The organism is Lysinibacillus sp. G01H (assembly GCF_028872195.1).
In the GTDB taxonomy this organism is placed as follows: Bacteria; Bacillota; Bacilli; order Bacillales_A; family Planococcaceae; genus Lysinibacillus; species Lysinibacillus capsici.
The window spans coordinates 15,150-42,054 of the sequence record NZ_CP118397.1; the positions used below are offsets into that span (position 1 = coordinate 15,150).

Here is a 26,905-nt window from a genome sequence, read left to right on the forward strand (position 1 = left end):
AATATACTTGTAATTTTTATAAGATATGTTATAATAAGTATTGTCTTTCAAATAGTCTAGTGATGATGGCAAAGAGGTCACACCCGTTCCCATACCGAACACGGAAGTTAAGCTCTTTAGCGCCGATGGTAGTTGGGGGCTTCCCCCTGTGAGAGTAGGACGTCGCTAGGCAACAAAACAGTCAGCTGTGCGCTGACTGTTTTTTTATTGTATCTTTTGAAAACCCCTTGCTATGCGAGAGGCTCTCAATGAATAATAAAAATTTAGCACACACTACATGGAATTGTAAGTATCACATCGTCTTTGCGCCAAAATATAGAAGGCAGATATAGGTAGAATTCTTCGCCAGTTATGTGAAAGAAAAGGAGTCGAAATCATTGAAGCTACAGCCTATCCTGATCATATTCGTATGTTGATGAGATTCCGCCCAAAATAAGTGTTTCATCGTTTGTGGGTTATTTGAAAGGGAAGAGTAGTTTAATGATATTCGATTGCCATACGAACCTGAAATAGAGATATGGAAATGGGGAGTTTTGGTGTCGCGGATATTATTTAGATACAGTAGAACGAAACAGAAAAATCATACAGGAATATATAAAAAATCAATTGCAAGAGGATATTCTTGAGGATCAAACGACCATGAAAGAATTCATTGATCCATTTACAGGAGAAGAAATACAAGCAAAAATAATAAAACCACCTTAGTGGTAGCGTGAAAACGGAGTGCGGTTGGCGGACCTTTCAGCGTGTCTTTAGACATGGGCCAGTACCCCAGCGTTTCACGCGTAGAGCAAACCACCAGTTAGACTGGTGGTTCTGATTCATTGTAATCTTAGCACTATATAGGAGGGGTTAGAAAGCTATTAACTAAGTCAGTTTAAAATTTTCAAGCCTTCATCAAGCCTTCAGTGAAAGGATAAAATTAGACGTAAACAACAGCGTAACTTTTTTTCAATTAAATAATATTAATACCACCAGTACACCCTTATAAGACATAGTTAATATAGATAAGAGCTTTCATTACTGTTGGGGGCTTATGCCCTTTATTTTTCTTATTAAAAATATGTTCTACACTAAAAATTTTTGAAACTGAAATTATTGTTGCAACATAAACTATGATTTAAGTAGCTCTATACATTTCTTAGAATAACCATATTTCGCTGCATATTCTTATATGTTACTGTAATTGAATTTTAGCTAAACACTTCGTTAGAGTTTGCTACTATCTACATAAGAATCGTCAAAAAAATAGAAAATCTAGTTCTATTCGTCATTCTTCATCCTTATACTGTAAAGATTACATCAAAAAGGAGAGGAAATTTTGTGGATTGATGGCGTGTTTTCTGGTGGCGGTTTGAAGGGCTTTGCATTAGTAGGGGCATATCAAGTACTAGAAGCTGAACATTTTCGATTTAAACGTGTAGCTGGTACAAGTGCAGGTGCCATTTTAGCTGCCTTTATTGCTGCAGGATATAGTGGAAAAGAGATAGAAATGATGCTAGAAGAGTTAGATGTTCCTTCATTACTAGATCCAAGAAGAACAATTTTACCTTTTCCTTTTATGAAATGGGTAAATGTTTATAATCATTTAGGTCTCTATAAAGGAAAGGCCTTAGAAAAATGGTTTTTCCAAAAGCTAGCAGCAAAAGGAGTATACACTTTTGGTGATCTGCCTAAAGATTCACTTAAGTTAGTAGCTTCAGATTTAACCAATGGTAGAATGATTGTTTTACCAGACGATTTGCATAAATATCAAATTGAAGCAAAGAATTTTTCAGTTGCTTGTGCGTTACGCATGAGTTGTGGTATACCTTTTTTCTTTGAACCAGTTACATTAAAGACTGGGAAGGGTGAATCGGTTATAGTGGATGGTGGTGTTTTAAGTAATTTTCCACTATGGATATTCGATGATAAAGAAGGTCGGAAAGTACGTCCGATTTTAGGCCTGAAACTGAGCAGAAGTAGAGAAGAACAATGTCCTCAAGAAATTAAGAATGGTCTAAATTTATTTGAGGCACTATTTTCAACTATGAAAGATGCTCATGATGAAAGGTATATATCAAGACGACATGAAAGAGATATTATTTTTATTCCTGTAGAAGATTATAGTGCTACCCAATTTGATTTAAATGAAGAAACAAAAGAAACTCTATTAGAAATAGGAAGAAACCGTACAATTCAATTTTTACGAAATTGGCCAAGGTTGAGGTTATAATTATTTTTAAAAATTAATTATAAAACTATTGACCAATGACAAATAGGGTGTTATTATATAAAAGTTGCTGTTGAGATACGCAGCTACTAAAATATAAAATAAAATAACTGTTTGACATTAAATATAAAACATGTTATTATATAAAAGTTAACTCTTACAGAAGAGTAAACAAAATGAACCTTGAAAACTGAACAAGCAAAACGTAATCAATAAAGTTTTAAGTAGCTAGTTTTACTAGCGAACGAAACACAATTTTGGACATCAAACATGATGCCAGCAAAACAATTTGAGCTAATCAAATTTCTTTTATGGAGAGTTTGATCCTGGCTCAGGACGAACGCTGGCGGCGTGCCTAATACATGCAAGTCGAGCGAACAGAAAAGGAGCTTGCTCCTTTGACGTTAGCGGCGGACGGGTGAGTAACACGTGGGCAACCTACCTTGTAGTTTGGGATAACTCCGGGAAACCGGGGCTAATACCGAATAATCTCCTTTACTTCATGGTGAAGGACTGAAAGACGGTTTCGGCTGTCGCTATAGGATGGGCCCGCGGCGCATTAGCTAGTTGGTGAGGTAACGGCTCACCAAGGCGACGATGCGTAGCCGACCTGAGAGGGTGATCGGCCACACTGGGACTGAGACACGGCCCAGACTCCTACGGGAGGCAGCAGTAGGGAATCTTCCACAATGGGCGAAAGCCTGATGGAGCAACGCCGCGTGAGTGAAGAAGGTTTTCGGATCGTAAAACTCTGTTGTAAGGGAAGAACAAGTACAGTAGTAACTGGCTGTACCTTGACGGTACCTTATTAGAAAGCCACGGCTAACTACGTGCCAGCAGCCGCGGTAATACGTAGGTGGCAAGCGTTGTCCGGAATTATTGGGCGTAAAGCGCGCGCAGGCGGTCCTTTAAGTCTGATGTGAAAGCCCACGGCTCAACCGTGGAGGGTCATTGGAAACTGGGGGACTTGAGTGCAGAAGAGGAAAGTGGAATTCCAAGTGTAGCGGTGAAATGCGTAGAGATTTGGAGGAACACCAGTGGCGAAGGCGACTTTCTGGTCTGTAACTGACGCTGAGGCGCGAAAGCGTGGGGAGCAAACAGGATTAGATACCCTGGTAGTCCACGCCGTAAACGATGAGTGCTAAGTGTTAGGGGGTTTCCGCCCCTTAGTGCTGCAGCTAACGCATTAAGCACTCCGCCTGGGGAGTACGGTCGCAAGACTGAAACTCAAAGGAATTGACGGGGGCCCGCACAAGCGGTGGAGCATGTGGTTTAATTCGAAGCAACGCGAAGAACCTTACCAGGTCTTGACATCCCGTTGACCACTGTAGAGATATAGTTTCCCCTTCGGGGGCAACGGTGACAGGTGGTGCATGGTTGTCGTCAGCTCGTGTCGTGAGATGTTGGGTTAAGTCCCGCAACGAGCGCAACCCTTGATCTTAGTTGCCATCATTTAGTTGGGCACTCTAAGGTGACTGCCGGTGACAAACCGGAGGAAGGTGGGGATGACGTCAAATCATCATGCCCCTTATGACCTGGGCTACACACGTGCTACAATGGACGATACAAACGGTTGCCAACTCGCGAGAGGGAGCTAATCCGATAAAGTCGTTCTCAGTTCGGATTGTAGGCTGCAACTCGCCTACATGAAGCCGGAATCGCTAGTAATCGCGGATCAGCATGCCGCGGTGAATACGTTCCCGGGCCTTGTACACACCGCCCGTCACACCACGAGAGTTTGTAACACCCGAAGTCGGTGAGGTAACCTTTTGGAGCCAGCCGCCGAAGGTGGGATAGATGATTGGGGTGAAGTCGTAACAAGGTAGCCGTATCGGAAGGTGCGGCTGGATCACCTCCTTTCTAAGGATTATTTCGGAATACAAACCTTGGGTTTGTACGATTACGTTTTGCGTTCAGTTTTGAAGGTTCATTCTATCTGAATGAAACACTTCAAAACTTGTTCTTTGAAAACTGGATAAAACGACATTGAAATTGTAACAAACACATTTATTTTTTAAGTTTTTTATAGGCTTAATAACTTGGTTAAGTTATTAAGGGCGCACGGCGAATGCCTTGGCACTAGGAGCCGAAGAAGGACGGCACTAACACCGATATGCTTCGGGGAGCTGTAAGTGAGCTTTGATCCGGAGATTTCCGAATGGGGGAACCCACTACGTTTAATCGCGTAGTATCTTGACGTGAATACATAGCGTCTTGAAGGCAGACCCAGGGAACTGAAACATCTAAGTACCTGGAGGAAGAGAAAGAAAAATCGATTCCCTGAGTAGCGGCGAGCGAAACGGGAAGAGCCCAAACCAAGAGGCTTGCCTCTTGGGGTTGTAGGACACTCAATACGGAGTTACAAAAGAGCGAGTTAGATGAAGCGACTTGGAAAGGTCCGCCAGAGCAGGTAAAAGCCCTGTAGTCGAAAGTTCGTTCTCTCCTGAGTGGATCCTGAGTACGGCGGAACACGTGAAATTCCGTCGGAATCCGGGAGGACCATCTCCCAAGGCTAAATACTACCTAGTGACCGATAGTGAACCAGTACCGTGAGGGAAAGGTGAAAAGCACCCCGGAAGGGGAGTGAAAGAGATCCTGAAACCGTGTGCCTACAAGTAGTTAGAGCCCGTTAATGGGTGATAGCGTGCCTTTTGTAGAATGAACCGGCGAGTTACGATTACGTGCGAGGTTAAGCTTTAGAAGGCGGAGCCGCAGCGAAAGCGAGTCTGAATAGGGCGAAATAGTACGTGGTCGTAGACCCGAAACCAGGTGATCTACCCATGTCCAGGGTGAAGGTGAGGTAACACTTACTGGAGGCCCGAACCCACGCACGTTGAAAAGTGCGGGGATGAGGTGTGGGTAGCGGAGAAATTCCAATCGAACTTGGAGATAGCTGGTTCTCTCCGAAATAGCTTTAGGGCTAGCCTCGTGATGAGAATACTGGAGGTAGAGCACTGTTTGGACTAGGGGGCCATCCCGGTTTACCGAATTCAGACAAACTCCGAATGCCAGATATTTATACACGGGAGTCAGACTGCGAGTGATAAGATCCGTAGTCAAAAGGGAAACAGCCCAGACCACCAGCTAAGGTCCCAAAGTAATCGTTAAGTGGAAAAGGATGTGGCGTTGCACAGACAACCAGGATGTTGGCTTAGAAGCAGCCATCATTTAAAGAGTGCGTAATAGCTCACTGGTCGAGTGACGCTGCGCCGAAAATGTATCGGGGCTAAACGATTCACCGAAGCTGTGGATTGACATCTACGATGTCAGTGGTAGGAGAGCGTTCTAAGTGCGTTGAAGTCAGACCGGAAGGACTGGTGGAGCGCTTAGAAGTGAGAATGCCGGTATGAGTAGCGAAAGACGGGTGAGAATCCCGTCCACCGTATGACTAAGGTTTCCTGAGGAAGGCTCGTCCGCTCAGGGTTAGTCGGGACCTAAGCCGAGGCCGATAGGCGTAGGCGATGGACAACAGGTTGATATTCCTGTACCACCTCCTCACCGTTTGAGAAATGGGGGGACGCAGTAGGATAGGGTAAGCGCGCCGTTGGTTGTGCGCGTCCAAGCAGTAAGGCGTGTGTGTAGGCAAATCCGCACACTGTAACGTTGAGCTGTGATGGCGAGTCCGTATGGACGAAGTTCCTGATTTCACACTGCCAAGAAAAGCCTCTATCGAGGTGAGAGGTGCCCGTACCGCAAACCGACACAGGTAGTCGAGGAGAGAATCCTAAGGTGTGCGAGAGAACTCTCGTTAAGGAACTCGGCAAAATGACCCCGTAACTTCGGGAGAAGGGGTGCTCTTGAGCGTGCAAGCGCATGAGAGCCGCAGTGAATAGGCCCAGGCGACTGTTTAGCAAAAACACAGGTCTCTGCAAAACCGTAAGGTGACGTATAGGGGCTGACGCCTGCCCGGTGCTGGAAGGTTAAGAGGAGTGGTTAGCGCAAGCGAAGCTGCGAATTGAAGCCCCAGTAAACGGCGGCCGTAACTATAACGGTCCTAAGGTAGCGAAATTCCTTGTCGGGTAAGTTCCGACCCGCACGAAAGGCGTAACGATCTGGGCACTGTCTCAACGAGAGACTCGGTGAAATTATAGTACCTGTGAAGATGCAGGTTACCCGCGACAGGACGGAAAGACCCCGTGGAGCTTTACTGTAGCCTGATATTGAATTTTGGTACAACTTGTACAGGATAGGTAGGAGCCAGAGATCTCGGAGCGCCAGCTTCGAAGGAGGCGTCGGTGGGATACTACCCTGGTTGTATTGAAATTCTAACCCATGCCCCTTAGCGGGGCAGGAGACAGTGTCAGGCGGACAGTTTGACTGGGGCGGTCGCCTCCTAAAAGGTAACGGAGGCGCCCAAAGGTTCCCTCAGAATGGTTGGAAATCATTCGTAGAGTGTAAAGGCACAAGGGAGCTTGACTGCGAGACCTACAAGTCGAGCAGGGTCGAAAGACGGGCTTAGTGATCCGGTGGTTCCGCATGGAAGGGCCATCGCTCAACGGATAAAAGCTACCCCGGGGATAACAGGCTTATCTCCCCCAAGAGTCCACATCGACGGGGAGGTTTGGCACCTCGATGTCGGCTCATCGCATCCTGGGGCTGTAGTCGGTCCCAAGGGTTGGGCTGTTCGCCCATTAAAGCGGTACGCGAGCTGGGTTCAGAACGTCGTGAGACAGTTCGGTCCCTATCCGTCGTGGGCGTAGGAAATTTGAGAGGAGCTGTCCTTAGTACGAGAGGACCGGGATGGACACACCGCTGGTGTACCAGTTGTCTTGCCAAAGGCATTGCTGGGTAGCTATGTGTGGACGGGATAAGTGCTGAAAGCATCTAAGCATGAAGCCCCCCTCAAGATGAGATTTCCCATTACGCAAGTAAGTAAGATCCCTCAAAGACGATGAGGTAGATAGGTTCGAGGTGGAAGTGTGGTGACACATGGAGCTGACGAATACTAATCGATCGAGGACTTAACCAAAAAAGTTTGAAGCATTCAATGCACCGTTTATCCAGTTTTGAAAGAACAAATCTTTCAATTAAATACAAAGTCTAGTGATGATGGCAAAGAGGTCACACCCGTTCCCATACCGAACACGGAAGTTAAGCTCTTTAGCGCCGATGGTAGTTGGGGGCTTCCCCCTGTGAGAGTAGGACGTCGCTAGGCAACAAAACAGTCAGCTGTGCGCTGACTGTTTTTTTACTTTGTCTTGATAACTTTTAACTTTACCAAAGAGTTTGATCAAATGTGTTTTTTGAATTTAAATAATGCAAATAAATGCCTCAAAAATGTAGTTAATTATTTGTATTGTTTATCTTAATTGTTATTTGTTAAAAATCTGAATTGTCTTTCTTTTATAAGTTCCTTGACAGTAGCAGTCCACGTTGTTAATCTTACAATTAATATTCTTTTAACTATAGGAGGAAGTTACGAAAATGTGGGAGACTAAATTTGCCAAAGAAGGTTTAACTTTTGATGATGTATTATTAGTACCAGCTCATTCCGAAGTACTACCGAAAGATGTTGATTTATCTGTTCAATTAACACCTAAGATTAAATTAAACATCCCAATGGTCAGCGCAGGTATGGATACAGTTACAGAGTCTAAAATGGCGATTGCTATGGCACGTCAAGGCGGTATCGGTATTATCCATAAAAACATGGGAATTGATGAGCAAGCTGAACAGGTAGAAAAAGTAAAACGTTCTGAAAATGGTGTTATTACAAACCCATTCTTCTTAACTCCGACACATCAAGTTTTCGATGCTGAGCATCTAATGGGTAAATACCGAATCTCTGGTGTTCCTATTGTTGATAGTATGGAAAATCAAAAGCTAGTAGGGATTATTACAAACCGAGATTTACGTTTTATCTCTGACTACTCTTTAAAAATTGAAGATGTAATGACGAAAGAAGATTTGATTACAGCACCAGTTGGAACGACTTTAGAGGATGCTGAAAAAATTCTTCAACAATATAAAATCGAAAAGCTTCCAATTGTAGATGAAGAAGGTAGATTAACTGGACTTATTACAATTAAGGATATCGAGAAAGTGATTGAATTCCCGAATGCTGCGAAAGATACACATGGCCGTTTACTAGTAGGCGCGGCTGTTGGTGTATCAAAGGATACGATGGTACGTATTGAGAAGCTTGTAGAAGCACAAGTTGACATTGTTGTAATCGATACAGCCCACGGTCATTCAGAAGGCGTATTACAAACAATTCGTTCAATCCGTGAGACTTACCCTGAGCTAGAAATCATCGCTGGTAATGTTGCTACAGGAGAAGGCGCACGTGCATTATTTGAAGCAGGAGCAGATGTTGTTAAAGTAGGTATCGGTCCTGGTTCTATTTGTACTACACGTGTTGTAGCTGGTGTAGGTGTCCCACAAATTACAGCAGTATATGATTGTGCTACAGTAGCTCGTGAGCTAGGTAAAACAATAATTGCAGATGGTGGTATTAAATACTCTGGTGATATCGTAAAAGCACTAGCAGCTGGAGGCAACGTTGTAATGCTTGGTTCCCTTCTAGCAGGTACATCTGAATCTCCGGGAGAAACAGAAATCTTCCAAGGACGTCGTTTTAAAGTTTATCGTGGTATGGGTTCTATCGGCGCAATGGAAAAAGGTTCTAAAGATCGTTACTTCCAAGAGGATGCAAAAAAATTAGTACCTGAAGGTATTGAAGGCCGCCTTCCTTATAAAGGACCATTAGCTGATACAATCTACCAACTGATTGGTGGTATTCGCGCTGGTATGGGTTATTGTGGAGCTCCACATCTTGAACACCTACGCGAGAATGCACAATTTGTTAGAATGACAGGTGCTGGTCTACGTGAATCACATCCACATGATGTACAGATTACAAAAGAATCACCAAACTATTCCATGTAATATATTACTTGCAACTTTTATGCTTTCGCATCGTCTACAAAGATGGCGCGAGAGCATTTTTTTATGGTAGAGAGTCAACACGTTTGTTGTTATCTATGATAAAATGTCGAGGACAAGATTATTTTTTGGAGGGCTTTAAAGGTGAAAAAGAAAATGAACACCGTATTACGCTTACTCCTAATTCCTGTTTTATTATTTAGTATTTTTGCAGGTATTCCTGCAAAGGCTAATGCGGAAACAGATTTAGGATTAACAGTGGATGCTGCGATTTTAATTGATGCAGATTCAGGAAAAATTTTATTTGAACAAAATGCAGATACTTCACTAGGTATTGCAAGTATGACAAAGATGATGACTGAATACCTGTTATTGGACGCGATTGATGCAGGGACAGTTAAGTGGGATCAAGAATATCACGTAACAGATTATACGTATCGTATGTCTCAAAATCGTGCATTAAGTAATGTACCTTTACGTAGAGATGGCACTTATACGATTCGTGAGCTATACGAGGCAATGGCAATCTATTCAGCAAATGCAGCAACCGTAGCCATTGCTGAAACGATCGCAGGTTCTGAAACTGAATTTTTAAAGTTAATGAATAAAAAAGCAGAAGAACTTGGTTTAGAGGGCTATAAATTTGTCAACGCTACTGGTCTTAATAATGCTGATTTATTTGGTATGCATCCATCAGGCACAGGCCCAGAAGATGAAAATGTAATGCCTGCAAAATCTGTAGCTAAATTAGCGTATCATTTATTAAAGGATCACCCAAAGGTATTAGAGACATCTAAAATTGCAAAAAAGACATTCCGTGAAGGGACAGAAGATGCAATTAAAATGTCTAACTGGAACTTTATGTTACCGGGATTAGTGTATGAATATCAAGGTGTAGATGGATTAAAGACAGGTACAACAAACTTTGCAGGTCACTGCTTCACAGGTACTGCAGAGCGCAATGGTACTCGTTTGATTGCAGTTGTAATGAAGGCTGTTGATGCAAATGGACAAGGTTCATATGAAGCTCGCTTTGATGCCACAGCGAAATTATTTAACTACGGCTTTTCACAATTCTCAAAGCAGGAAATTTTACCAGGGAACTATACATTCAAAAATCAAAAAACAGTTAAAGTAACAAAAGGTAAAGAAGACAAAGTATCGATTGCAGTAAAAGAACCAATTTCATTTATGATTAAGTCTTCTGATAAAGACTTATATAAACCTACATTGGTTTTAGATAAAAAGAGTTTAGAGGCAGATGTTAAAAAAGACACTGTTGTAGGAAAGGTCGTTATTGAACGCACAGAAGGCACAGATTACGGCTTTATCGATGGCAAGGATATTTCATCCGATGTTGTCACAACAGAGGCTGTAGAGCGTGCTAGCGGTATCTCATTGTTCTTCCAAGGTGTAGGTAACTTCTTCGGTAATTTATGGGGAGGCATTACAGACTTTGTTGGTGGATTGTTTTAATATTTAAATAAGAGCACATGAATGTACTTAAGCATTCATGTGCTTTTTCACATTTTTACACGCTACAGCATACGCTAATAGGCGAAAGGATGTGGCTAAATGTGTGGCATTACAGGCTGGGCTAGTTTTCAAAAGGATTTAAGAACAAGTGACACAATATTAAAATCGATGACGCAAACATTAAATAAGAGAGGGCCAGATGATGAAAATATTTGGTGTAGTGAGCATATTGCATTTGGCCATCGACGGTTAGCTGTTATTGATTTAATCGGTGGTAAACAACCAATGAAAAAAATCCATGATGGTTTGAACTATGTCATTACATATAATGGCGAACTTTACAATACAGAAGAGCTACGTAAGGAACTTCAAAAAAGAGGGCACAGTTTTACAACACAATCAGATACTGAAGTACTATTAACTGCCTATATTGAATGGAAAGAGCAGTGTGTAGAATTTCTAAATGGTATTTTTGCCTTCGGTGTTTGGGATGAGCAAACACAGTCTTTATTTTTGTGTCGAGACCGACTAGGCGTAAAGCCCTTGTATTATACAGAGCAACAAGAAGGTGTACTTTTTGCATCGGAGGTGAAGGCTCTGCTAGCACACCCCACGGTTCAAGCATGTGTAAATGTTGAAGGGTTGGCAAGTATGATGGCTGTAGGGCCTTCTAGAGAGCCAGGTAAAACCCTTTTTCAAAATATTAAAGAATTACGGCCTGGCTATGCTATGCGATTCTCTAGAGAAGAAGGTTTAAGAAAGTGGCCGTATTGGCAGCTACAAAGTCGTAGACATGAAGAAACATTAGGAGAAACAATTGAACATGTTCGTTTTTTGTTAACGGATGCTATAGAACGTCAGCTAGTTTCAGATGTACCCATTTGTACGTTTCTTTCAGGAGGACTAGATTCCAGTATTATCACCGGCATTGCAGCAAATAGATTCCAACAGCAAAGCCATCAGTTGCATACGTATTCTATTGATTATGAAGATAATGAGCGATTCTTTAACCCACATTCTTTCCAGACCTCCACAGATACGTACTGGATTCAAAAAATGACAGAAACTTTCAAGACAGCTCATCACGCAGAGGAGATCACTCAGCAACAGTTAATTGATTTATTAGTGGAATCGGTCATCGTTCGCGATTCTCCAGGTATGGCAGATGTAGATTCTTCGTTATTATGGTTTTGTCGTGAAATAAAAAGGGAATTTACTGTAGCGCTATCAGGAGAGTGTGCAGATGAAATTTTTGGTGGTTATCCATGGTTTAAAGATAGGATTACTGGTTTCCCTTGGATCCGTTCATTGTCTGAAAGAAGTGCATTACTCCAAGAGAAGTGGAACAAAAAATTAAAAATTGAATCCTATGCACAACAACTATATACACAAACAATAGCTGAAGTTCCTTTGTTAGATGGAGAAGGTCTAGCAGAGGCAAAGCATCGCGAAATGTCCTACTTAAATATGCTATGGTTTATGCAAACATTATTAGAGCGGAAGGATCGTATGAGTATGGGGGCAAGTTTAGAGGTACGTGTCCCTTTTGCAGATCATCGGCTTGTAGAATATGCCTGGAATATTCCGTGGGAAATGAAGAATTTGGATGGAATAGAAAAAGGATTACTTCGAAAATCAATGGCACATCTATTGCCGAATGAAGTGTTATATCGTAAAAAAAATCCTTATCCCAAAACATATCATCCTGTCTATACAGCAGGAGTGCAAAAATGGTTGAAGGAAATTCTGCATGATAAAAATTCAATTTTGCATGAACTATTTGAACGACAAAAGCTTGCGGAGTTAATTGAATCGGGAGGTAGCTCTTTTAAGGTTCCATGGTATGGGCAATTAATGGCAGGTCCCCAGCTTTTAGCTTATCTAGGGCAAATTCATACTTGGTTTGAGCATTATCAAATTCAATTAATTGAGACTTAATATAAAACGCCCCATCTACATAGATGGGGCGTTTTTTTGTATACTCCAGCAATCCATCAACTGCTCAATGGATGATTCGATTGCTTGTACAGGAATCCCTCCAAAACCTAATAAAAATTGAGCTTGTGAAGATTCATAATCATCTAGTCTATAGGCTGATAATGGATAAATACCGATCTCTGCTTGAGAGGCGAGCTGTTGTAATTGTTTTTCTGAGAATGTGTGTTCAACCTCTAATAAAATATGCATACCCGCTTGTTCACCAGTAATGTTAATGGATGATGAATATTTTTCTAAAATAGAAGTTAGTTTATCATGTTTTTTACGATAAATTTTACGCATACGATTGAGATGCTTTGCAAAATGCCCATCACCCATAAAATTTGCCACAATATGCTGATCAAAACGAGGCACAGTTGATGAGTAATAATTAAAGACATCGTTATAAGTAGCAAGTAGCTTAGGTGGAAGTACAAAATAAGCTACTCGCAAGGATGGCATTAAAGATTTGGTAAAAGTACTCATGTAAATAACTTTATCGTTTCGATCTAATGCGTTTAGGGCAGGAATTGGTTTTCCAGCATAACGAAATTCCGAATCATAATCATCCTCAATAATATAACGAGATGTGCTTTGTGCCGCCCAATTTAAAGCCTGTGCTCGTCTTGTAGCAGATAATACAGCTCCAGTTGGGAACTGATGTGAGGGTGTAATATACACAACATTAGCATCTGTTTTTTCAAGATCATGAATAATTATGCCCTCTTCATCAACTGCAATTGGGTAAACTTTTCGTTTATGCTGGGAAAACATTCGATGGACGGCAGGGTATCCTGGGTTTTCTAATGCAAAGCTGGTGTCCTCACTAAAAAGACGGAGAATCATAGGGAGGAGCTGCTCCGTCCCTGAACCAATAACAATTTGTTCAGGGTGGCATACAACACCACGGGATTGATATAAATAATTAGCAATCTCTGTGCGTAAAGGCAGTTCACCTTGTGGTTCCCCTGTTAATAATAGCTCCTTTGAGGTATCGTCAAAAAGCTCTTTTGCATACTTTCTCCATGTTTGAAATGGAAAAGCATCGATATCAATAGATCCAGGATTAAAATCGATTTTGTAAGACTTTTTCTTAGGATATTCATTAATGGACGCCATAGTATCTTGTTGAATGTAAGGCAGTTCATCTATTTCTTCTACAAAATAGCCAATACGTGATTTGGACATAATATAGCCTTCAGCTAATAGCTGAGCATAGGCAATTTCAATTGTTGTTTGGGAAATGTTTAAAAAATCAGCTAATTTTCTTTTTGAAGGCAGTTTTTCTCCTACAGTTATTTTCTTAGAAATAATAGCTTCTTTAATACCGTTATAAAGCTGATCATAAAGCGGTTTATCACTATCCCTTTCAAGCTGGAATAAAAGCATATCCATGATCTGGAACCTCCTGACCCTATAAATATTTTAAAAACTGGATATTTTGATATGGTCAATTTCTATTATACTAAACTTCATCATAAAGGTGGAGGTTAGAAAATGAAACGAACAGGTACAGAGCTAGTAAAACGTGGAATGGCAGAAATGCAAAAAGGCGGCGTCATTATGGATGTCATTAATGCAGAGCAAGCAAAAATTGCAGAAGCTGCAGGTGCTGTAGCAGTTATGGCATTAGAAAGAGTACCTTCAGATATTCGGAAAGCAGGTGGCGTTGCACGCATGGCCGATCCTCGGATTGTTGAGGAAGTAATGGGAGCTGTAACTATTCCTGTCATGGCCAAAGCACGTATAGGTCATATTGTTGAAGCACGTGTTTTAGAAGCAATGGGTGTTGATTATATTGATGAAAGTGAAGTTTTAACACCAGCAGATGAAGAATACCATTTATTAAAAAGTGAATACACAGTACCGTTTGTGTGTGGCTGTCGTGATTTAGGGGAGGCAGCCCGTCGTATCGGGGAAGGTGCCTCGATGTTACGGACAAAAGGTGAACCAGGAACAGGGAATATTGTGGAGGCAGTTCGCCATATTCGTAAAGTAAATGCACAGGTTCGTAAAGTCGTAGGAATGACAGAGGATGAATTAATGACAGAGGCGAAATTACTAGGAGCTCCTTTCGAGTTATTAAGAGAAATTAAACGTCTTGGTCGTTTACCAGTAGTAAACTTCGCAGCAGGAGGAGTGGCGACGCCTGCTGATGCAGCCTTAATGATGGAACTTGGAGCTGATGGCGTTTTCGTTGGTTCAGGTATTTTTAAATCTGAGAAGCCAGAAAAATTTGCACGTGCCATTGTAGAGGCGACTACTCATTATAAAGACTATAAGCTTATTGCGGAAATATCAAAAGAGCTCGGCGTGCCAATGAAGGGGATTGATATTGCACAGCTTGGACACAACGAGCGTATGCAAGAGCGAGGTTGGTAGCATGAAGCGAATTGGTGTATTAGCATTACAAGGAGCAGTTCGTGAGCATATACAAATGTTAGAGGCTCTTGGTTGCGAAGCAATTCAAGTAAAACAAAGAAAGGATTTAGGAAACCTAGATGGACTTGTGTTACCAGGTGGAGAAAGCACAACAATGAGAAAATTGCTGGATCGATTTGATCTACTGGAGCCAATTCGTGGACTTGCACAGCAAGGATTACCGATGCTTGGTACATGTGCGGGATTAATTTTATTAGCCAAGGATCTAATTGAAGATGAACCACATTTGGCTGTGATGGACGTGACTGTAGCAAGAAACTCATATGGACGTCAGGTGGATAGCTTCGAAGTACAACTAGATATTCCTAAAGTAGGTATAGGGATTCCAGCGGTATTTATTCGTGCACCTCATATTGAAGCGGTAGGTAAAGGTGTTGAAATTCTTGCACAACATGAAGGGAAAATAATCTTGGCACAAGATGGCCATTTATTGGGTTGTTCGTTTCATCCCGAATTAACAGAGGATACACGAATTATTGAATATTTTGTATCCTCTATGGTATGACTTGCAAAATTTGTTTTCATATAGTACAGTATGGTTAAATTTTAAATAACTGAACACGATGATGGGAAGTAGTAGCAAGCACGTTTTTTTTAGAGAGTCAGCGGTTGGTGGAAGCTGATAAAAGCACTTGTGAATCCGTCCTGGAGTTGCACAGTCGAAGTGAATGAAGTAGGCTGTAGCCGGCTGAAATGCCGTTATGAAATAAGTGGATTAGGCAGAAGTATGTCTAGTCAATTAGGGTGGCAACGCGGGTAGCTCTCGTCCCTTTTTAGGGACGAGGGCTTTTTTGTGTTCATTTCGCTGCAACAATTTTCCATCATGAAGAAACTATTGGAGGTATGAAGATGTTAGATATTAAACGCGTACGTGAGAATTTCACGGAAATTAAAGAGATGTTATTAACACGTAATGAGGACTTGGGAAATTTAGATGACTTTGAAGACTTAGATGCAAAACGTCGTGAATTAATTGCCAAAACAGAAGAATTAAAAGCGGAACGCAATAAAGTATCTGAACAAATCTCAGTTATGAAACGTAACAAAGAAAATGCTGATGAAGTCATTGCTCGTATGCGTCAGGTTGGCGATGAAATTAAAGAATTAGATGTACAATTAAATGATGTGGAAGAACGCTTTAAAGATATGATGATGCGTTTACCAAACATCCCACATGAATCTGTACCAGTAGGCACAACAGAGGACGACAATGTTGAGGAATATACATGGGGTGAAATTCCGACATTTGATTTTGATATTAAAGCACACTGGGACCTTGCTACGGATTTAAAAATTGTAGACTTTGAACGCGGCGCGAAAGTAACAGGTAGCCGTTTCTTATTCTATCGTGGTCTTGGTGCTCGTTTAGAAAGGGCATTAATGTCATTCATGATGGATTTACATGCAGAGGAGCATGGTTACGAGGAAATGCTACCACCTGTCATTGTTAATCGTGATAGCCTAACAGGTACAGGGCAACTTCCGAAATTTGAGGAAGATGTATTCAAATTAGAGGAAACAGATTATTTCATGATTCCAACTGCAGAAGTACCAGTAACGAACTTCTATCGAGATGAGATTTTACCGGCTGAAGCTTTACCACAAGGCTTTGCAGCGTATAGTGCGTGCTTCCGTTCAGAAGCGGGTTCAGCAGGCCGTGATACACGTGGTTTAATTCGTCAACACCAGTTCAATAAAGTAGAATTAGTACGTTTTGTAAAACCAGAGGAGTCATACGAACAATTAGAGCTATTAACAAGTCATGCAGAAAAAGTATTACAATTATTAGGCTTACCATATCGTAAGTTAAAAATGTGTACAGCTGATTTAGGTTTTACTGCAGCGAAAAAATATGATTTAGAAGTTTGGATTCCTGCACAAAACATGTACCGTGAAATTTCTTCTTGCTCTAACTTTGAGGATTTTCAGGCACGACGAGCAAATATCCGCTTCCGTCGTGAGCCAAATGCTAAACCAGAATATGTGCACACATTAAACGGTTCAGGTCTTGCCATTGGCCGTACAGTTGCTGCTATTCTAGAAAACTACCAACAAGCTGATGGCAGCGTAGTAATTCCTGAAGTTTTAAGACCTTATATGGGCGGTAAAGAAGTAATCGCACCAAAATAAACAACAGATAAAGCTATTTTAGACAATTCCTTTATGAATGTTCTAAAATAGCTTTTTTGTGTTGCAAAAATTGAATTCTCTCATAATTTTTGAAAATTCGTTATAATGGGTAATATTTATGGGGACAAGGGGGAGAAATTCATGGAATTGCAACAATTTGCACAGGCTTTGAGTGAATTTGATAATGTTTTAATTACAGATGATAAAGGCTGTGCAATCTTTTATGACTTAGCAGATTTAAATATATTATTGGAAATCGGCTTAACACCAGATGAATTTTTTCAAAGCACTGTGACTGATAATTATCAAAATTTATCACCTGAGACAAGTACTGTCTTTCAAGTCATACAAACAGGGCAGCCAGTTTTATACTATGAACAACAACTTACAACATTAAACGGATTTAGTTATTTATCACTGAGTTCGACCTATCCCATTATGGAGCATGGAAAAGTCATTGGTGCCATTGAATTTTCAAAACATTTTTATGAAACTAAGCAAATTAAATACTTAGATAATTTCCTGGGACATAAATTATATCGAGATAATCATACGACCTACCGTTTGGAGGATTACATTACGACAAACGCCGAAATGAAAACTCAACTTGAAAAGGCACGTCGTAGTGCTCAAAAAAGTGCACCAGTTTTACTAACTGGGGAAACTGGAACTGGGAAAGATATTATCGCACAAGGCATACACAATGAAAGTGAACGCTATACAAAGCCGTTTATTACTTTGAACTGCTCAACATTAACAGAGGATAATATATTTACTCAGCTATATGGCTCGGACAATGAAGCAAAAAGTGGAAAGTTACAGGAGGCTAATGGTGGGACGTTACTCATTGACCACCTTAATTTATTGGATATCTCTTTGCAGGCGAAACTTTTACATGCGGTAGATATAAAAGTGTTAAATGGTGAGCCCTTAGATATACGGTATATTACTACTGTCAATGAAGATGTAGATAAACTATTAGCTGAAAAAAGGCTACGTGAGGATTTATTTTATCGCTTAAATGTTCTCCAAATTGATTTGCCACCGCTAAGATTAAGGAAGGAAGATATTCCAATTATCCTTGATTTTTATATCCAATTTTACAATGAACATACACTACAGAAAAATGTAAGCTATCGTAATGAAGTAATTCAATTATTTTATGCCTATCATTGGCCGGGGAATGTACGAGAACTAAAAAATGCCCTTGAAACGGCATATAATAATTTGCTTGGAGATGAAATACTTGTTGAACATGTTCCAGAGAGGATTAAAAAAAATGTTCAACATTCAACTCAATCGATCATGCAAAACAACCAATCTGGACATTTACGAGATTTAACGGAAGCCTACGAGCGTCTAATAATAGCGGAAAAGTTGCGTGAAACGGATGGACGATTAGCGGAAACAGCTAGACGTTTAGGTATTTCTCGTCAATTACTAAAATATAAGTGTTTAAAATATGAATTGTTGTAAAAAAAATTTTACAAAAAGGGGATAAAAATTTATCTCCTTTTTTCGTGTTATTAAATTTTTTATTATTTAGATAAATCTTCTGTAAACAATTATAAAGGGGTTGAGGATATGTCTAAAGTTGTGCAGCATACGATAATCGTGGGGCTAGCCTTATTTGCTATATTTTTTGGTGCTGGGAATTTAATATTTCCGCCATCCATAGGAAATAGTGCAGGGGAATCTTGGATTTCCGCTTTGATGGGCTTTAGCTTAACGGGTGTTATTTTACCTGTGCTTGCGGTGTATGCAATTTATAATACTGGGGGAACTGTGGAAGCGCTCACAAGACCAATTGGAAATTGGTTTTATAAAGCCTTTAATACGGTCATGATGGTTTGTATTGGGATGGTTGTCACAATACCGAGGATGTCAGCGACAACTCATGAATTAGGGGTATCACAAATTATTCCGAACGTACCTTTAATTGTGTCAGTATTAGCATTTTTTGCGATTTGCTTTTACTTTGCGATGGACCAATCGAATGTGATCGATAAGATTGGAAAATGGTTGACGCCTGTTCTTGTTCTTATACTTATTATCCTCATTGGTAAAGGGGTATTAGACCCAATAGGAGCGGCAATTAATACCGGTGCAGAAAGTGTTTTTGCCAACTCCATAATAGCAGCCTATCAAACAGGAGATGTGGGAACAGGTATTCTTTGTGCGCCAATCTTTTTAGCAGCAATCGTTGGCTACGGCTATAAAGGGAAACAATCTAAAAAGGTCGCGCTTGGTGGTATGGCTATTGCTGCAATAGGGTTAATTGCAGTATATGGTGGCCTACTTTATTTAGGGGCTACAAGTAGTGGCATCATCACAAATCCTGGCAGTGATACAGAACTATTAGCGGGCATTGCCTTTAGTGTCATTGGTAATTTGGGTAAAGCGTTACTAGCTATATGTGTTGTTTTTGCCTGCTTAACATCAGCGATTGGCGTCATGGTCATATCTTCACAGTTTTTAAATGAACTAACAAAAGAGAAGCTTGGCTATAGAACGTGGGTCTTTATTATGTGTGTAGTAGGCGCAACTATTGGCTCCTTAGGTGTAGGTGCCATCGTCGAAATTACATTGCCGATTTTCTTGGTAATTTATCCAGTCATTATTGTACTTGTGCTACTGGGAGCCTTTGATCGTTTTGTACCAAATGCAGGAGCCTATAAAGGAACTGTACTATTTGCATTTCTAGTAAGCGTCGTTGAAACATTTGCTAGCTATGAAATTACGATACCTGGTGTGACACAGTTGGTCATGCATTTACCATTGCAGTCTAGTGGATTTGCTTGGATTATGCCATCTATTGTTGGCTTTATTATCGGTACTATTTTGCATAAGGTGCTGAAAGCAGAAGATCCTGAAAAATCTACTTTTGGTATGGAAGAAATAGGAGTTGAAAAATGATGAAAATTATTTGTAACGCAAAGATTTATACGGCAGATACTAATCAGCCATCTGCAACTGCTATGGTAATTGAAGGAGGAGAGATACTTTGGATTGGACAACAGGAAGATTTACCCCCCTATCAGGGAGAAATAATAGATGTACAAGGAAAGGTCATTATTCCTGGGATTATTGACGCTCATATGCATCCGATTATGTTAGCGGATGTTTTGGAACAAGTGGCTTGTTTACCTCCATATATTTATTCTATTGAGGATATAATTAATGCACTAGCAAATTATGATGCAAGTCAGCGGGGATGGCTATTAGGCTGGGGCTATGATGAAGGGAAACTAAAGGAAAGAAGAGCGCCTTTAAAAGAGGACTTAGACCGTGCCTCTACAGAGTTACCTGTTATTGTTATGCGTACATGTGGTCATATCGTATCGGTTAATAGTAGAGCATTAGCAATCGCAGGTATTACGAAGGATACGCTTGATCCACAGGGTGGACAAATCGATCGGGATGAAAATGGAGAACCTACAGGCGTACTGCGTGAAAATGCACGGAATCTAGTGTTACAGCATTTACCTACACCCTCTGAAGAAGAGATTGTCAAAAGGCTGCTAAAGCTATCACAAACTTTGGCATCCTATGGTGTAACAAGTATTACAGAATTAATGGCAACTGTAGCACCAATTGATTATTTAGGCCTGTATCGTAAAGCTCAAGAAAAAGGCTTTAAGCAACGCGTAGCAGTTTATTATATCTGGGAGGATATTCAACGATTTGAGCTGTTGACAGCAAATACTATTGATCGTTCTGCAGGAGCCTATATCGGAGGCATCAAGCTATTTTCGGATGGTAGTGTTTCAGGCCGTACAGCACTTGTTTCTGAGCCATTTTTGGGAAGTGATGAAAAAGGCATAGCGATGACTTCGAAAGAGGAGCTGCTAGCTGCTGCTGCGGTAGCAAAAGAATATGGTATTCAATTAGTGGTTCATGCAATGGGGGACAGAGCCATTGATCTAATTGTCGACACATTTTATGAGGAAAAGGCTTGGTTAACAGATGCACCGTCTGTTCGTATTGAGCATGCAGCCATGCCATCTAAAAGTGCCTTGCAAAAAGCTGCTGAATGGGGGATAGGCTTTGTGCCACAACCCATCTTCTTATTTTGTGAAATTGAGAGTTATTTAGAGAATCTAGGGCTAGAAAAAACACAGACATTATATGGTGTACAAACATTTCTCAAGAGAGGAATTGCGACAGCGCTCTCTTCAGATGCGCCTGCTACATCATGGGCAGAAGCGGCTAATCCCTTTGTTACGATACAAACAGCTGTTACACGAACAGCCTATGATGGAACAGATTTAGGTACCGCAGAAAAAATCTCTGTAGAGGAGGCATTACAGCTATACACAGTTGATGCCAAGACGATGATTCGTATGGAGAACGTTGGTCAGTTAAAAGAGGGCTATGAAGCTAATTTTGTTGTACTAACAGACGATTTGCTGACGCTTTCACATAACCAGCTTATGCATGTAAAACCATTCGCTACATATATCGAAGGAGAATGTGTTTTTACACAATCCACTATTCAAGCTCAATAAATTAGATGAAGATGGTCGCTGCTACGACACATTTCATATATATCACTATTCCCTTAAATATAAAAGGAAGGTGTCTCATGAGGAGGCACCTTCTTTAATGACCATTTATATCGTTGGAAGCTAATCGTGCTTTTTTCTCAGCTTTTTTACGATCTCTTAATGCCTTAAAAAAGTCTGTTAAAATTTGACCACATTCCTCGGCTAAAATCCCTTCTGTTACATCACATTCATGATTAAAGCGTTCATCATTTAATAAACGGTAAAGAGAATCTACACAGCCAGCTTTTTGATCTCTTGCCCCATAAACAACTCGAGGTACACGTGATTGGAGAATGGCCCCTGCACACATTGGACAAGGCTCCAATGTAACATAAAGAGTAGTATTCTCCAGTCGCCAACTCCCTATTTTTTTGCAGGCTTCTTGAATCACTAACAACTCCGCATGTGTTGTAGCATTTTGCGTTGTTTCTCTTAAATTATGCGCACGTGCAATGATTTTTCCTTCATAAACAAGTACTGCACCAATTGGTACTTCCCCAAGTAAGGCAGCCTGTTGAGCTTCCTCTAAGGCTTGTTTCATAAATAAACGATCTGCGTCAAAAATATCCACTCATATCTCTCCTTAACAGTAGTGTAGCGTGCTGAATTGGTAATTGCTACTGTTAACTTCTTTTCGGATGTTATATTCATCTATAATCATCGCAGCCATGCGTAAACGCTTCCCCTGTAATATGTTGAAGCATAAATACTTGTTGACATTCCTTATATATCCATATATATTTATATATGAACACATGCTCATATATAAATATTGAAGAATGGGGTAAACTTCTATGGATGAAAAATTAAACAGTTCAGAAATGCAAAAAAATATTGATCAGCATTTAGATGAAGAGACATTATTTGTAGTATCTCAGACTTTTAAAGCATTGAGTGATCCAACACGAATTCGTATTTTAAACTTACTTTGTTCAGATGAACATTCTGTTAATGATATTGCAGAAATTTTAGATTTAGGCCAATCAACCGTTTCCCACCAATTACGCTTTCTTAAAAATTTAAGATTGGTGAAATTTAGGAGAGAGGGAACAACCTTATATTATTCTAAGGACGATGATCACATTATGAATTTATTGAAGCAGGCCATTGAGCATGCGGCTCATAACTAAAATGAAATGGGGGAATAACAATGGGACATCAACACGACCATGGCCATGATCATACACATGGTGCAAATAAAAAGGTATTATTACTGTCGTTTATTATTATTACAGGGTATATGGTAGTGGAAGCCATTGGTGGCTTTTTAACAAATAGTTTGGCTCTTTTATCAGATGCAGGGCATATGTTAAGTGACTCTATCTCTTTAGGTATAGCGATGTTAGCTTTTATGTTTGGGGAAAAAGCTGCAAGCTATAGTAAAACATACGGCTATAAACGATTTGAGATTTTAGCTGCAGTACTGAATGGTATTACATTAATAGGAATCGCATTATTTATTTTCTATGAAGCAATTGAACGATTTACAAACCCACCAGAAGTAGCTACAACTGGAATGCTTATTATTAGTATAATTGGTTTGTTCGTTAACATTTTAGTTGCCTGGATTATGATGCGTGGAAGTGATACAAAGGATAATTTAAATATGCGCGGAGCATTTTTACATGTACTAAGTGATATGCTAGGGTCTGTAGGCGCTATTGTTGCGGCACTATTAATTATGTTTTTTGGCTGGGGCTGGGCAGATCCTCTTGCAAGCGTTATTGTTGCATTATTGGTCGTACGAAGTGGCTACCATGTCACAAAAGCCTCCATTCATGTCTTAATGGAGGGGACACCTTCAAATGTAGATGTTCAGGAGATTATTCAGTTAATAGAACAGACTGATGGAATAGAAAGTATCCACGATTTACACATCTGGACAATTACTAGTGGAACGAATGCATTATCCTGTCATGCGGTTGTCAATGATCAATTGAAAATAGCTGAGAGTGAGCATATCTTGCGGAAAATTGAACATAATCTTCAACATAAGGGCATTAAGCATGTAACAATTCAATTAGAAACATCCTTACATCGACATGATAATTCTATTTTATGTAAATTAGAAAATGACCATGAACATCATCATGATGATAAATAAAATTTTTTATGACTTGCATACCCTTCTTGGGTATAGTATGATGATTACAAATAGGAGGTGTAGTGAATGGAGGAGACAGTAAAAGAGGATGCTTGTCATACAGAGGAAGCTACGTCTTGCCGAAAAAGTCATCACCCTGAGCGTGTGAAAAAGGATCTAACAACTCGCTTAAATCGAATTGAAGGTCAGATTCGTGGTATTAAGGGAATGATTGATAAAGATGTTTACTGTGATGATATTATTACGCAACTATCTGCTACACAATCTGCATTAAATAGTGTGGCAAAAATATTATTAGAAGGTCATTTAAAGGGCTGTGTTGTGGATCGTCTATCAGAGGGCGATGAAGCAGTATTAGATGAGTTAGTCATAACGATCCAAAAGTTAATGAAAAAATAGATTGAAAACATACAAAAGGAGAGATTTTATTATGCAAAACGTAACATTAAACGTACAAGGAATGTCATGTGGTCATTGTGTAAATGCTGTGGAAAAAAGTGTTGGTGCTCTAGCTGGTGTTGAACAAGTAAAAGTTAATTTAGCAGATGGTTTAGTGGATATTGCATTTGATGATGCACAAGTATCACTTGACCAAATTAAAGAAACAATTGATGACCAAGGATATGACGTAAAATAATAATTGTAGAGTGCTCCAGTAGCACTCTCTTATTTTCAAAAAAATATACCCCCTGTTGGTATAAGGAGAGGTGAATGGTAAATGAGTTCTGCTAGTAAAGAAGCTAATTTGCAAATTACGGGTATGACGTGTGCAGCCTGTGCCACTCGTATAGAAAAAGGTTTAAATAAAATGGATGGTGTAGAACATGCAACAGTAAATTTAGCACTTGAAAAATCATCTATTAAATATGACCCAACTAAACTAAGTGAAGCAGATTTTGAAAGGAAAATAGAAGCACTTGGCTATGGTGTTGTTAAACAAAAAGCTGAGCTTGATATTACAGGAATGACATGTGCAGCTTGTGCGACTCGCATTGAAAAAGGGTTAAATAAGCTAAGTGGTATTTCCTCTGCTAATGTTAACTTAGCACTGGAAAAAGCGATGATTGAGTTTAATCCTTCGGAAGTATCCATCGCAGATATCATTACAAAGGTTGAGAAGCTAGGCTATGGGGCACATCAAAAGGCAGATGAACAGGAAACCGTAGATCATCGCGAAAAAGCAATTAAACAGCAACAACATAAATTTATTTTATCGGCTATTCTTTCATTACCACTGCTTTGGACGATGGTTGGTCATTTTTCCTTTACATCATTTTTATATGTTCCAGAATTTCTAATGAATCCATGGGTCCAAATGGTATTGGCTACGCCTGTGCAATTTATTATTGGTAAACAATTTTATGTAGGGGCATATAAAGCATTACGCAATGGTAGTGCAAATATGGATGTGCTTGTTGTTATGGGGACTTCAGCGGCCTATTTCTATAGTGTCTATCAAGCGATTGTAACGATAGGATCACACCATGGTCCACATCTTTATTTTGAAACCAGTGCTGTATTAATTACACTTATTTTATTAGGTAAATTATTTGAGGCAAAGGCAAAAGGACGTTCATCTGAAGCCATAAAAAAACTAATGGGACTTCAAGCAAAGACAGCTATCGTTGTACGTGACGGTATAGAAAAGGAGGTCCCATTAGAGGAAGTTATCATTGGCGATGTTATTTTAGTGAAACCAGGTGAAAAAATTCCTGTAGATGGTGAGGTAATAGAGGGGACAACAGCTGTTGATGAATCGATGTTAACAGGAGAGAGTCTACCAGTTGATAAAAAGCAAGGTGATCAATTATTTGGCTCAACTATTAACAAAAATGGTTTTATTAAAATGACTGCAACAAAGGTTGGTCGTGATACAGCATTGGCACAAATTATTAAAGTGGTCGAAGATGCTCAAGGATCGAAAGCACCTATTCAACGTTTAGCAGATCAGATTTCGGGAATTTTCGTACCTATTGTAGTTGGCATAGCCATTGTAACCTTTTTCATTTGGATTATTTGGGTCCGTCCAGGGGAATTTACATCTGCTTTAGAGGTATTAATCGCAGTTCTTGTTATTGCTTGTCCATGTGCACTTGGGTTAGCAACACCAACTTCAATAATGGCAGGCTCTGGACGTGCAGCTGAGTTTGGTATTTTATTTAAAGGTGGAGAACATTTAGAGCAAACACAAGGCATAGATACAGTTGTTGTAGATAAAACAGGAACAGTGACACATGGTAAACCTGAGCTTACAGATGTTCTGTTAGCACCAGAGCAAGATGAAGCACGCTTTTTATCCTTAATCGGGGCAGCAGAGAAGCAGTCAGAGCATCCACTAGCAGAAGCCATTGTTCAAGGCATAGAAAAACGCGGCATAGCTTTAGGTGACGTTCAATTCTTTGAAGCAATACCGGGTTATGGTGTGGAGGCAACTGTCTCAGGTCAAGGTGTTATCATTGGCACACGTAAATTAATGCAACAATATGGTATTCATATTAATGATATTTTACCAACAATGGAGCAACTAGAACGAAATGGTAAGACAGCCATGTTAGCAGCCATCAATGGGCAATATGCAGGTTTAGTAGCTGTGGCTGATACCGTGAAAGATACATCAAAAGAAGCTATTCGTCGTTTACAGGATATGGGTATTACGGTCATCATGATGACTGGTGATAACGAGCGTACTGCTAAAGCAATTGGAACAGAGGTAGGCGTGAATCATGTTATTGCAGAAGTCTTACCAGAAGGTAAAGCTGATGAAGTGAAAAAACTTCAAGCCCAAGGGAAAAAAGTGGCGATGGTAGGTGATGGTATTAATGACGCACCTGCCTTAGCAACAGCGAATATTGGGATGGCAATTGGTACAGGGACAGATGTGGCAATGGAAGCAGCCGATATTACGCTTATTCGTGGAGATTTAAATAGTATCGCGGATGCCATTCTAATGAGTAGAAAAACAATGCGTAATATTAAACAAAATCTATTTTGGGCATTTGCTTATAATACATTAGGTATTCCAATTGCTGCACTCGGTCTGCTTGCGCCATGGGTAGCAGGCGCAGCGATGGCCTTTAGTTCAGTTTCGGTCGTATTAAATGCACTTCGTTTACAACGAGTGAAATTATAAGT

General features: G+C 40.2%; 17 protein-coding genes, 4 rRNA genes, 1 pseudogene and 1 other annotated feature. Of the genes and pseudogenes, 20 read left to right on the forward strand and 2 right to left on the reverse strand.

Going from position 1 to position 26,905, the window contains the following annotated elements; translation table 11 throughout:
- Positions 1–55: 55 nt before the first annotated feature.
- From rrf (PSR12_RS00060) to asnB, 9 genes and pseudogenes are all read left to right on the forward strand, one after another.
- A 5S ribosomal RNA gene (gene rrf / locus PSR12_RS00060) occupies positions 56–171 on the forward strand.
- Between the two features lie 77 nt (positions 172–248).
- A pseudogene (tnpA, locus tag PSR12_RS00065) lies at positions 249–705 on the forward strand (IS200/IS605 family transposase).
- 616 nt (positions 706–1,321) lie between these two features.
- Positions 1,322–2,215, forward strand: coding sequence for a patatin-like phospholipase family protein (locus PSR12_RS00070; RefSeq protein ID WP_221683486.1), 894 nt, complete (start codon positions 1,322–1,324; stop codon positions 2,213–2,215).
- Positions 2,216–2,520: 305 nt separating this feature from the next.
- Positions 2,521–4,072, forward strand: a 16S ribosomal RNA gene (locus PSR12_RS00075).
- Between the two features lie 181 nt (positions 4,073–4,253).
- A 23S ribosomal RNA gene (locus tag PSR12_RS00080) occupies positions 4,254–7,181 on the forward strand.
- Positions 7,182–7,251: 70 nt separating this feature from the next.
- Positions 7,252–7,367, forward strand: a 5S ribosomal RNA gene (rrf, locus tag PSR12_RS00085).
- Together the 16S, 23S and 5S rRNA genes form the textbook arrangement of a ribosomal RNA operon.
- A 269-nt stretch (positions 7,368–7,636) precedes the next feature.
- On the forward strand, positions 7,637–9,100 hold the full coding sequence (guaB, locus tag PSR12_RS00090; RefSeq protein WP_004233999.1) for an IMP dehydrogenase: 1,464 nt from the start codon (positions 7,637–7,639) through the stop codon (positions 9,098–9,100).
- 141 nt (positions 9,101–9,241) lie between these two features.
- Positions 9,242–10,573, forward strand: coding sequence for a D-alanyl-D-alanine carboxypeptidase family protein (locus tag PSR12_RS00095; protein ID WP_274771091.1), 1,332 nt, complete (start codon positions 9,242–9,244; stop codon positions 10,571–10,573).
- Between the two features lie 99 nt (positions 10,574–10,672).
- Positions 10,673–12,511: an asparagine synthase (glutamine-hydrolyzing) gene (gene asnB, locus PSR12_RS00100; RefSeq protein ID WP_221683451.1), complete on the forward strand. Its 1,839-nt coding sequence runs from the start codon at positions 10,673–10,675 to the stop codon at positions 12,509–12,511.
- A gap of 15 nt (positions 12,512–12,526) precedes the next feature.
- Here the strand turns inward: asnB and pdxR are convergent, their stop codons facing one another.
- Complete coding sequence (gene pdxR, locus PSR12_RS00105) at positions 12,527–13,945, reverse strand: MocR-like pyridoxine biosynthesis transcription factor PdxR (protein WP_274771092.1); 1,419 nt, start codon at positions 13,943–13,945, stop codon at positions 12,527–12,529.
- A gap of 102 nt (positions 13,946–14,047) precedes the next feature.
- Between pdxR and pdxS the strand changes: the two genes are divergently transcribed.
- The 6 genes from pdxS to PSR12_RS00135 all read left to right on the forward strand — a co-directional run bounded on the left by pdxS (position 14,048) and on the right by PSR12_RS00135 (position 21,630).
- Positions 14,048–14,932 carry a pyridoxal 5'-phosphate synthase lyase subunit PdxS gene (pdxS, locus tag PSR12_RS00110; RefSeq protein WP_221683454.1) on the forward strand — a complete coding sequence of 295 codons (885 nt, stop codon included), beginning with the start codon at positions 14,048–14,050 and terminating at the stop codon, positions 14,930–14,932.
- A 1-nt stretch (position 14,933) separates the two neighbouring features.
- Complete coding sequence (pdxT, locus tag PSR12_RS00115; protein WP_221683455.1) at positions 14,934–15,497, forward strand: pyridoxal 5'-phosphate synthase glutaminase subunit PdxT; 564 nt, start codon at positions 14,934–14,936, stop codon at positions 15,495–15,497.
- 49 nt (positions 15,498–15,546) lie between these two features.
- Positions 15,547–15,766, forward strand: a binding site (T-box leader).
- Between the two features lie 75 nt (positions 15,767–15,841).
- The gene (gene serS / locus PSR12_RS00120) at positions 15,842–17,122 is read left to right on the forward strand and encodes a serine--tRNA ligase (RefSeq protein WP_274771093.1); all 1,281 of its coding nucleotides are present in this window, start codon (positions 15,842–15,844) and stop codon (positions 17,120–17,122) included.
- 141 nt (positions 17,123–17,263) lie between these two features.
- Positions 17,264–18,598, forward strand: coding sequence for a sigma 54-interacting transcriptional regulator (locus tag PSR12_RS00125; protein WP_274771094.1), 1,335 nt, complete (start codon positions 17,264–17,266; stop codon positions 18,596–18,598).
- A gap of 108 nt (positions 18,599–18,706) precedes the next feature.
- Positions 18,707–20,038, forward strand: coding sequence for a branched-chain amino acid transport system II carrier protein (gene brnQ, locus PSR12_RS00130; protein ID WP_257520895.1), 1,332 nt, complete (start codon positions 18,707–18,709; stop codon positions 20,036–20,038).
- Positions 20,035–21,630, forward strand: a complete 1,596-nt coding sequence (locus PSR12_RS00135) for an amidohydrolase (protein ID WP_274771095.1) — start codon at positions 20,035–20,037, stop codon at positions 21,628–21,630. The genes brnQ and PSR12_RS00135 overlap by 4 nt, the downstream gene beginning before the upstream one ends.
- Before the next feature lie 94 nt (positions 21,631–21,724).
- Here the strand turns inward: PSR12_RS00135 and tadA are convergent, their stop codons facing one another.
- Positions 21,725–22,240 (reverse strand): tRNA adenosine(34) deaminase TadA, encoded by a 516-nt coding sequence (tadA, locus tag PSR12_RS00140; protein ID WP_221683461.1) that lies wholly within the window; start codon positions 22,238–22,240, stop codon positions 21,725–21,727.
- Positions 22,241–22,463: 223 nt separating this feature from the next.
- Here tadA and PSR12_RS00145 point away from each other — a divergent pair, with 223 nt between their 5' ends.
- The 5 genes from PSR12_RS00145 (at position 22,464) to PSR12_RS00165 (ending at position 26,903) form a co-directional block, all read left to right on the forward strand.
- The gene (locus PSR12_RS00145) at positions 22,464–22,799 is read left to right on the forward strand and encodes an ArsR/SmtB family transcription factor (RefSeq protein WP_016995255.1); all 336 of its coding nucleotides are present in this window, start codon (positions 22,464–22,466) and stop codon (positions 22,797–22,799) included.
- Between the two features lie 20 nt (positions 22,800–22,819).
- On the forward strand, positions 22,820–23,773 hold the full coding sequence (locus PSR12_RS00150; RefSeq protein WP_115674558.1) for a cation diffusion facilitator family transporter: 954 nt from the start codon (positions 22,820–22,822) through the stop codon (positions 23,771–23,773).
- A 66-nt stretch (positions 23,774–23,839) separates the two neighbouring features.
- Entirely contained in the window at positions 23,840–24,172 is a 333-nt protein-coding gene (locus PSR12_RS00155) for a metal-sensing transcriptional repressor (protein WP_004233976.1), read from the forward strand.
- A 31-nt stretch (positions 24,173–24,203) separates the two neighbouring features.
- Positions 24,204–24,410, forward strand: coding sequence for a copper chaperone CopZ (copZ, locus tag PSR12_RS00160; protein WP_004233974.1), 207 nt, complete (start codon positions 24,204–24,206; stop codon positions 24,408–24,410).
- An 81-nt stretch (positions 24,411–24,491) separates the two neighbouring features.
- Positions 24,492–26,903, forward strand: a complete 2,412-nt coding sequence (locus tag PSR12_RS00165; RefSeq protein WP_274771098.1) for a heavy metal translocating P-type ATPase — start codon at positions 24,492–24,494, stop codon at positions 26,901–26,903.
- Positions 26,904–26,905 lie beyond the last annotated feature (2 nt).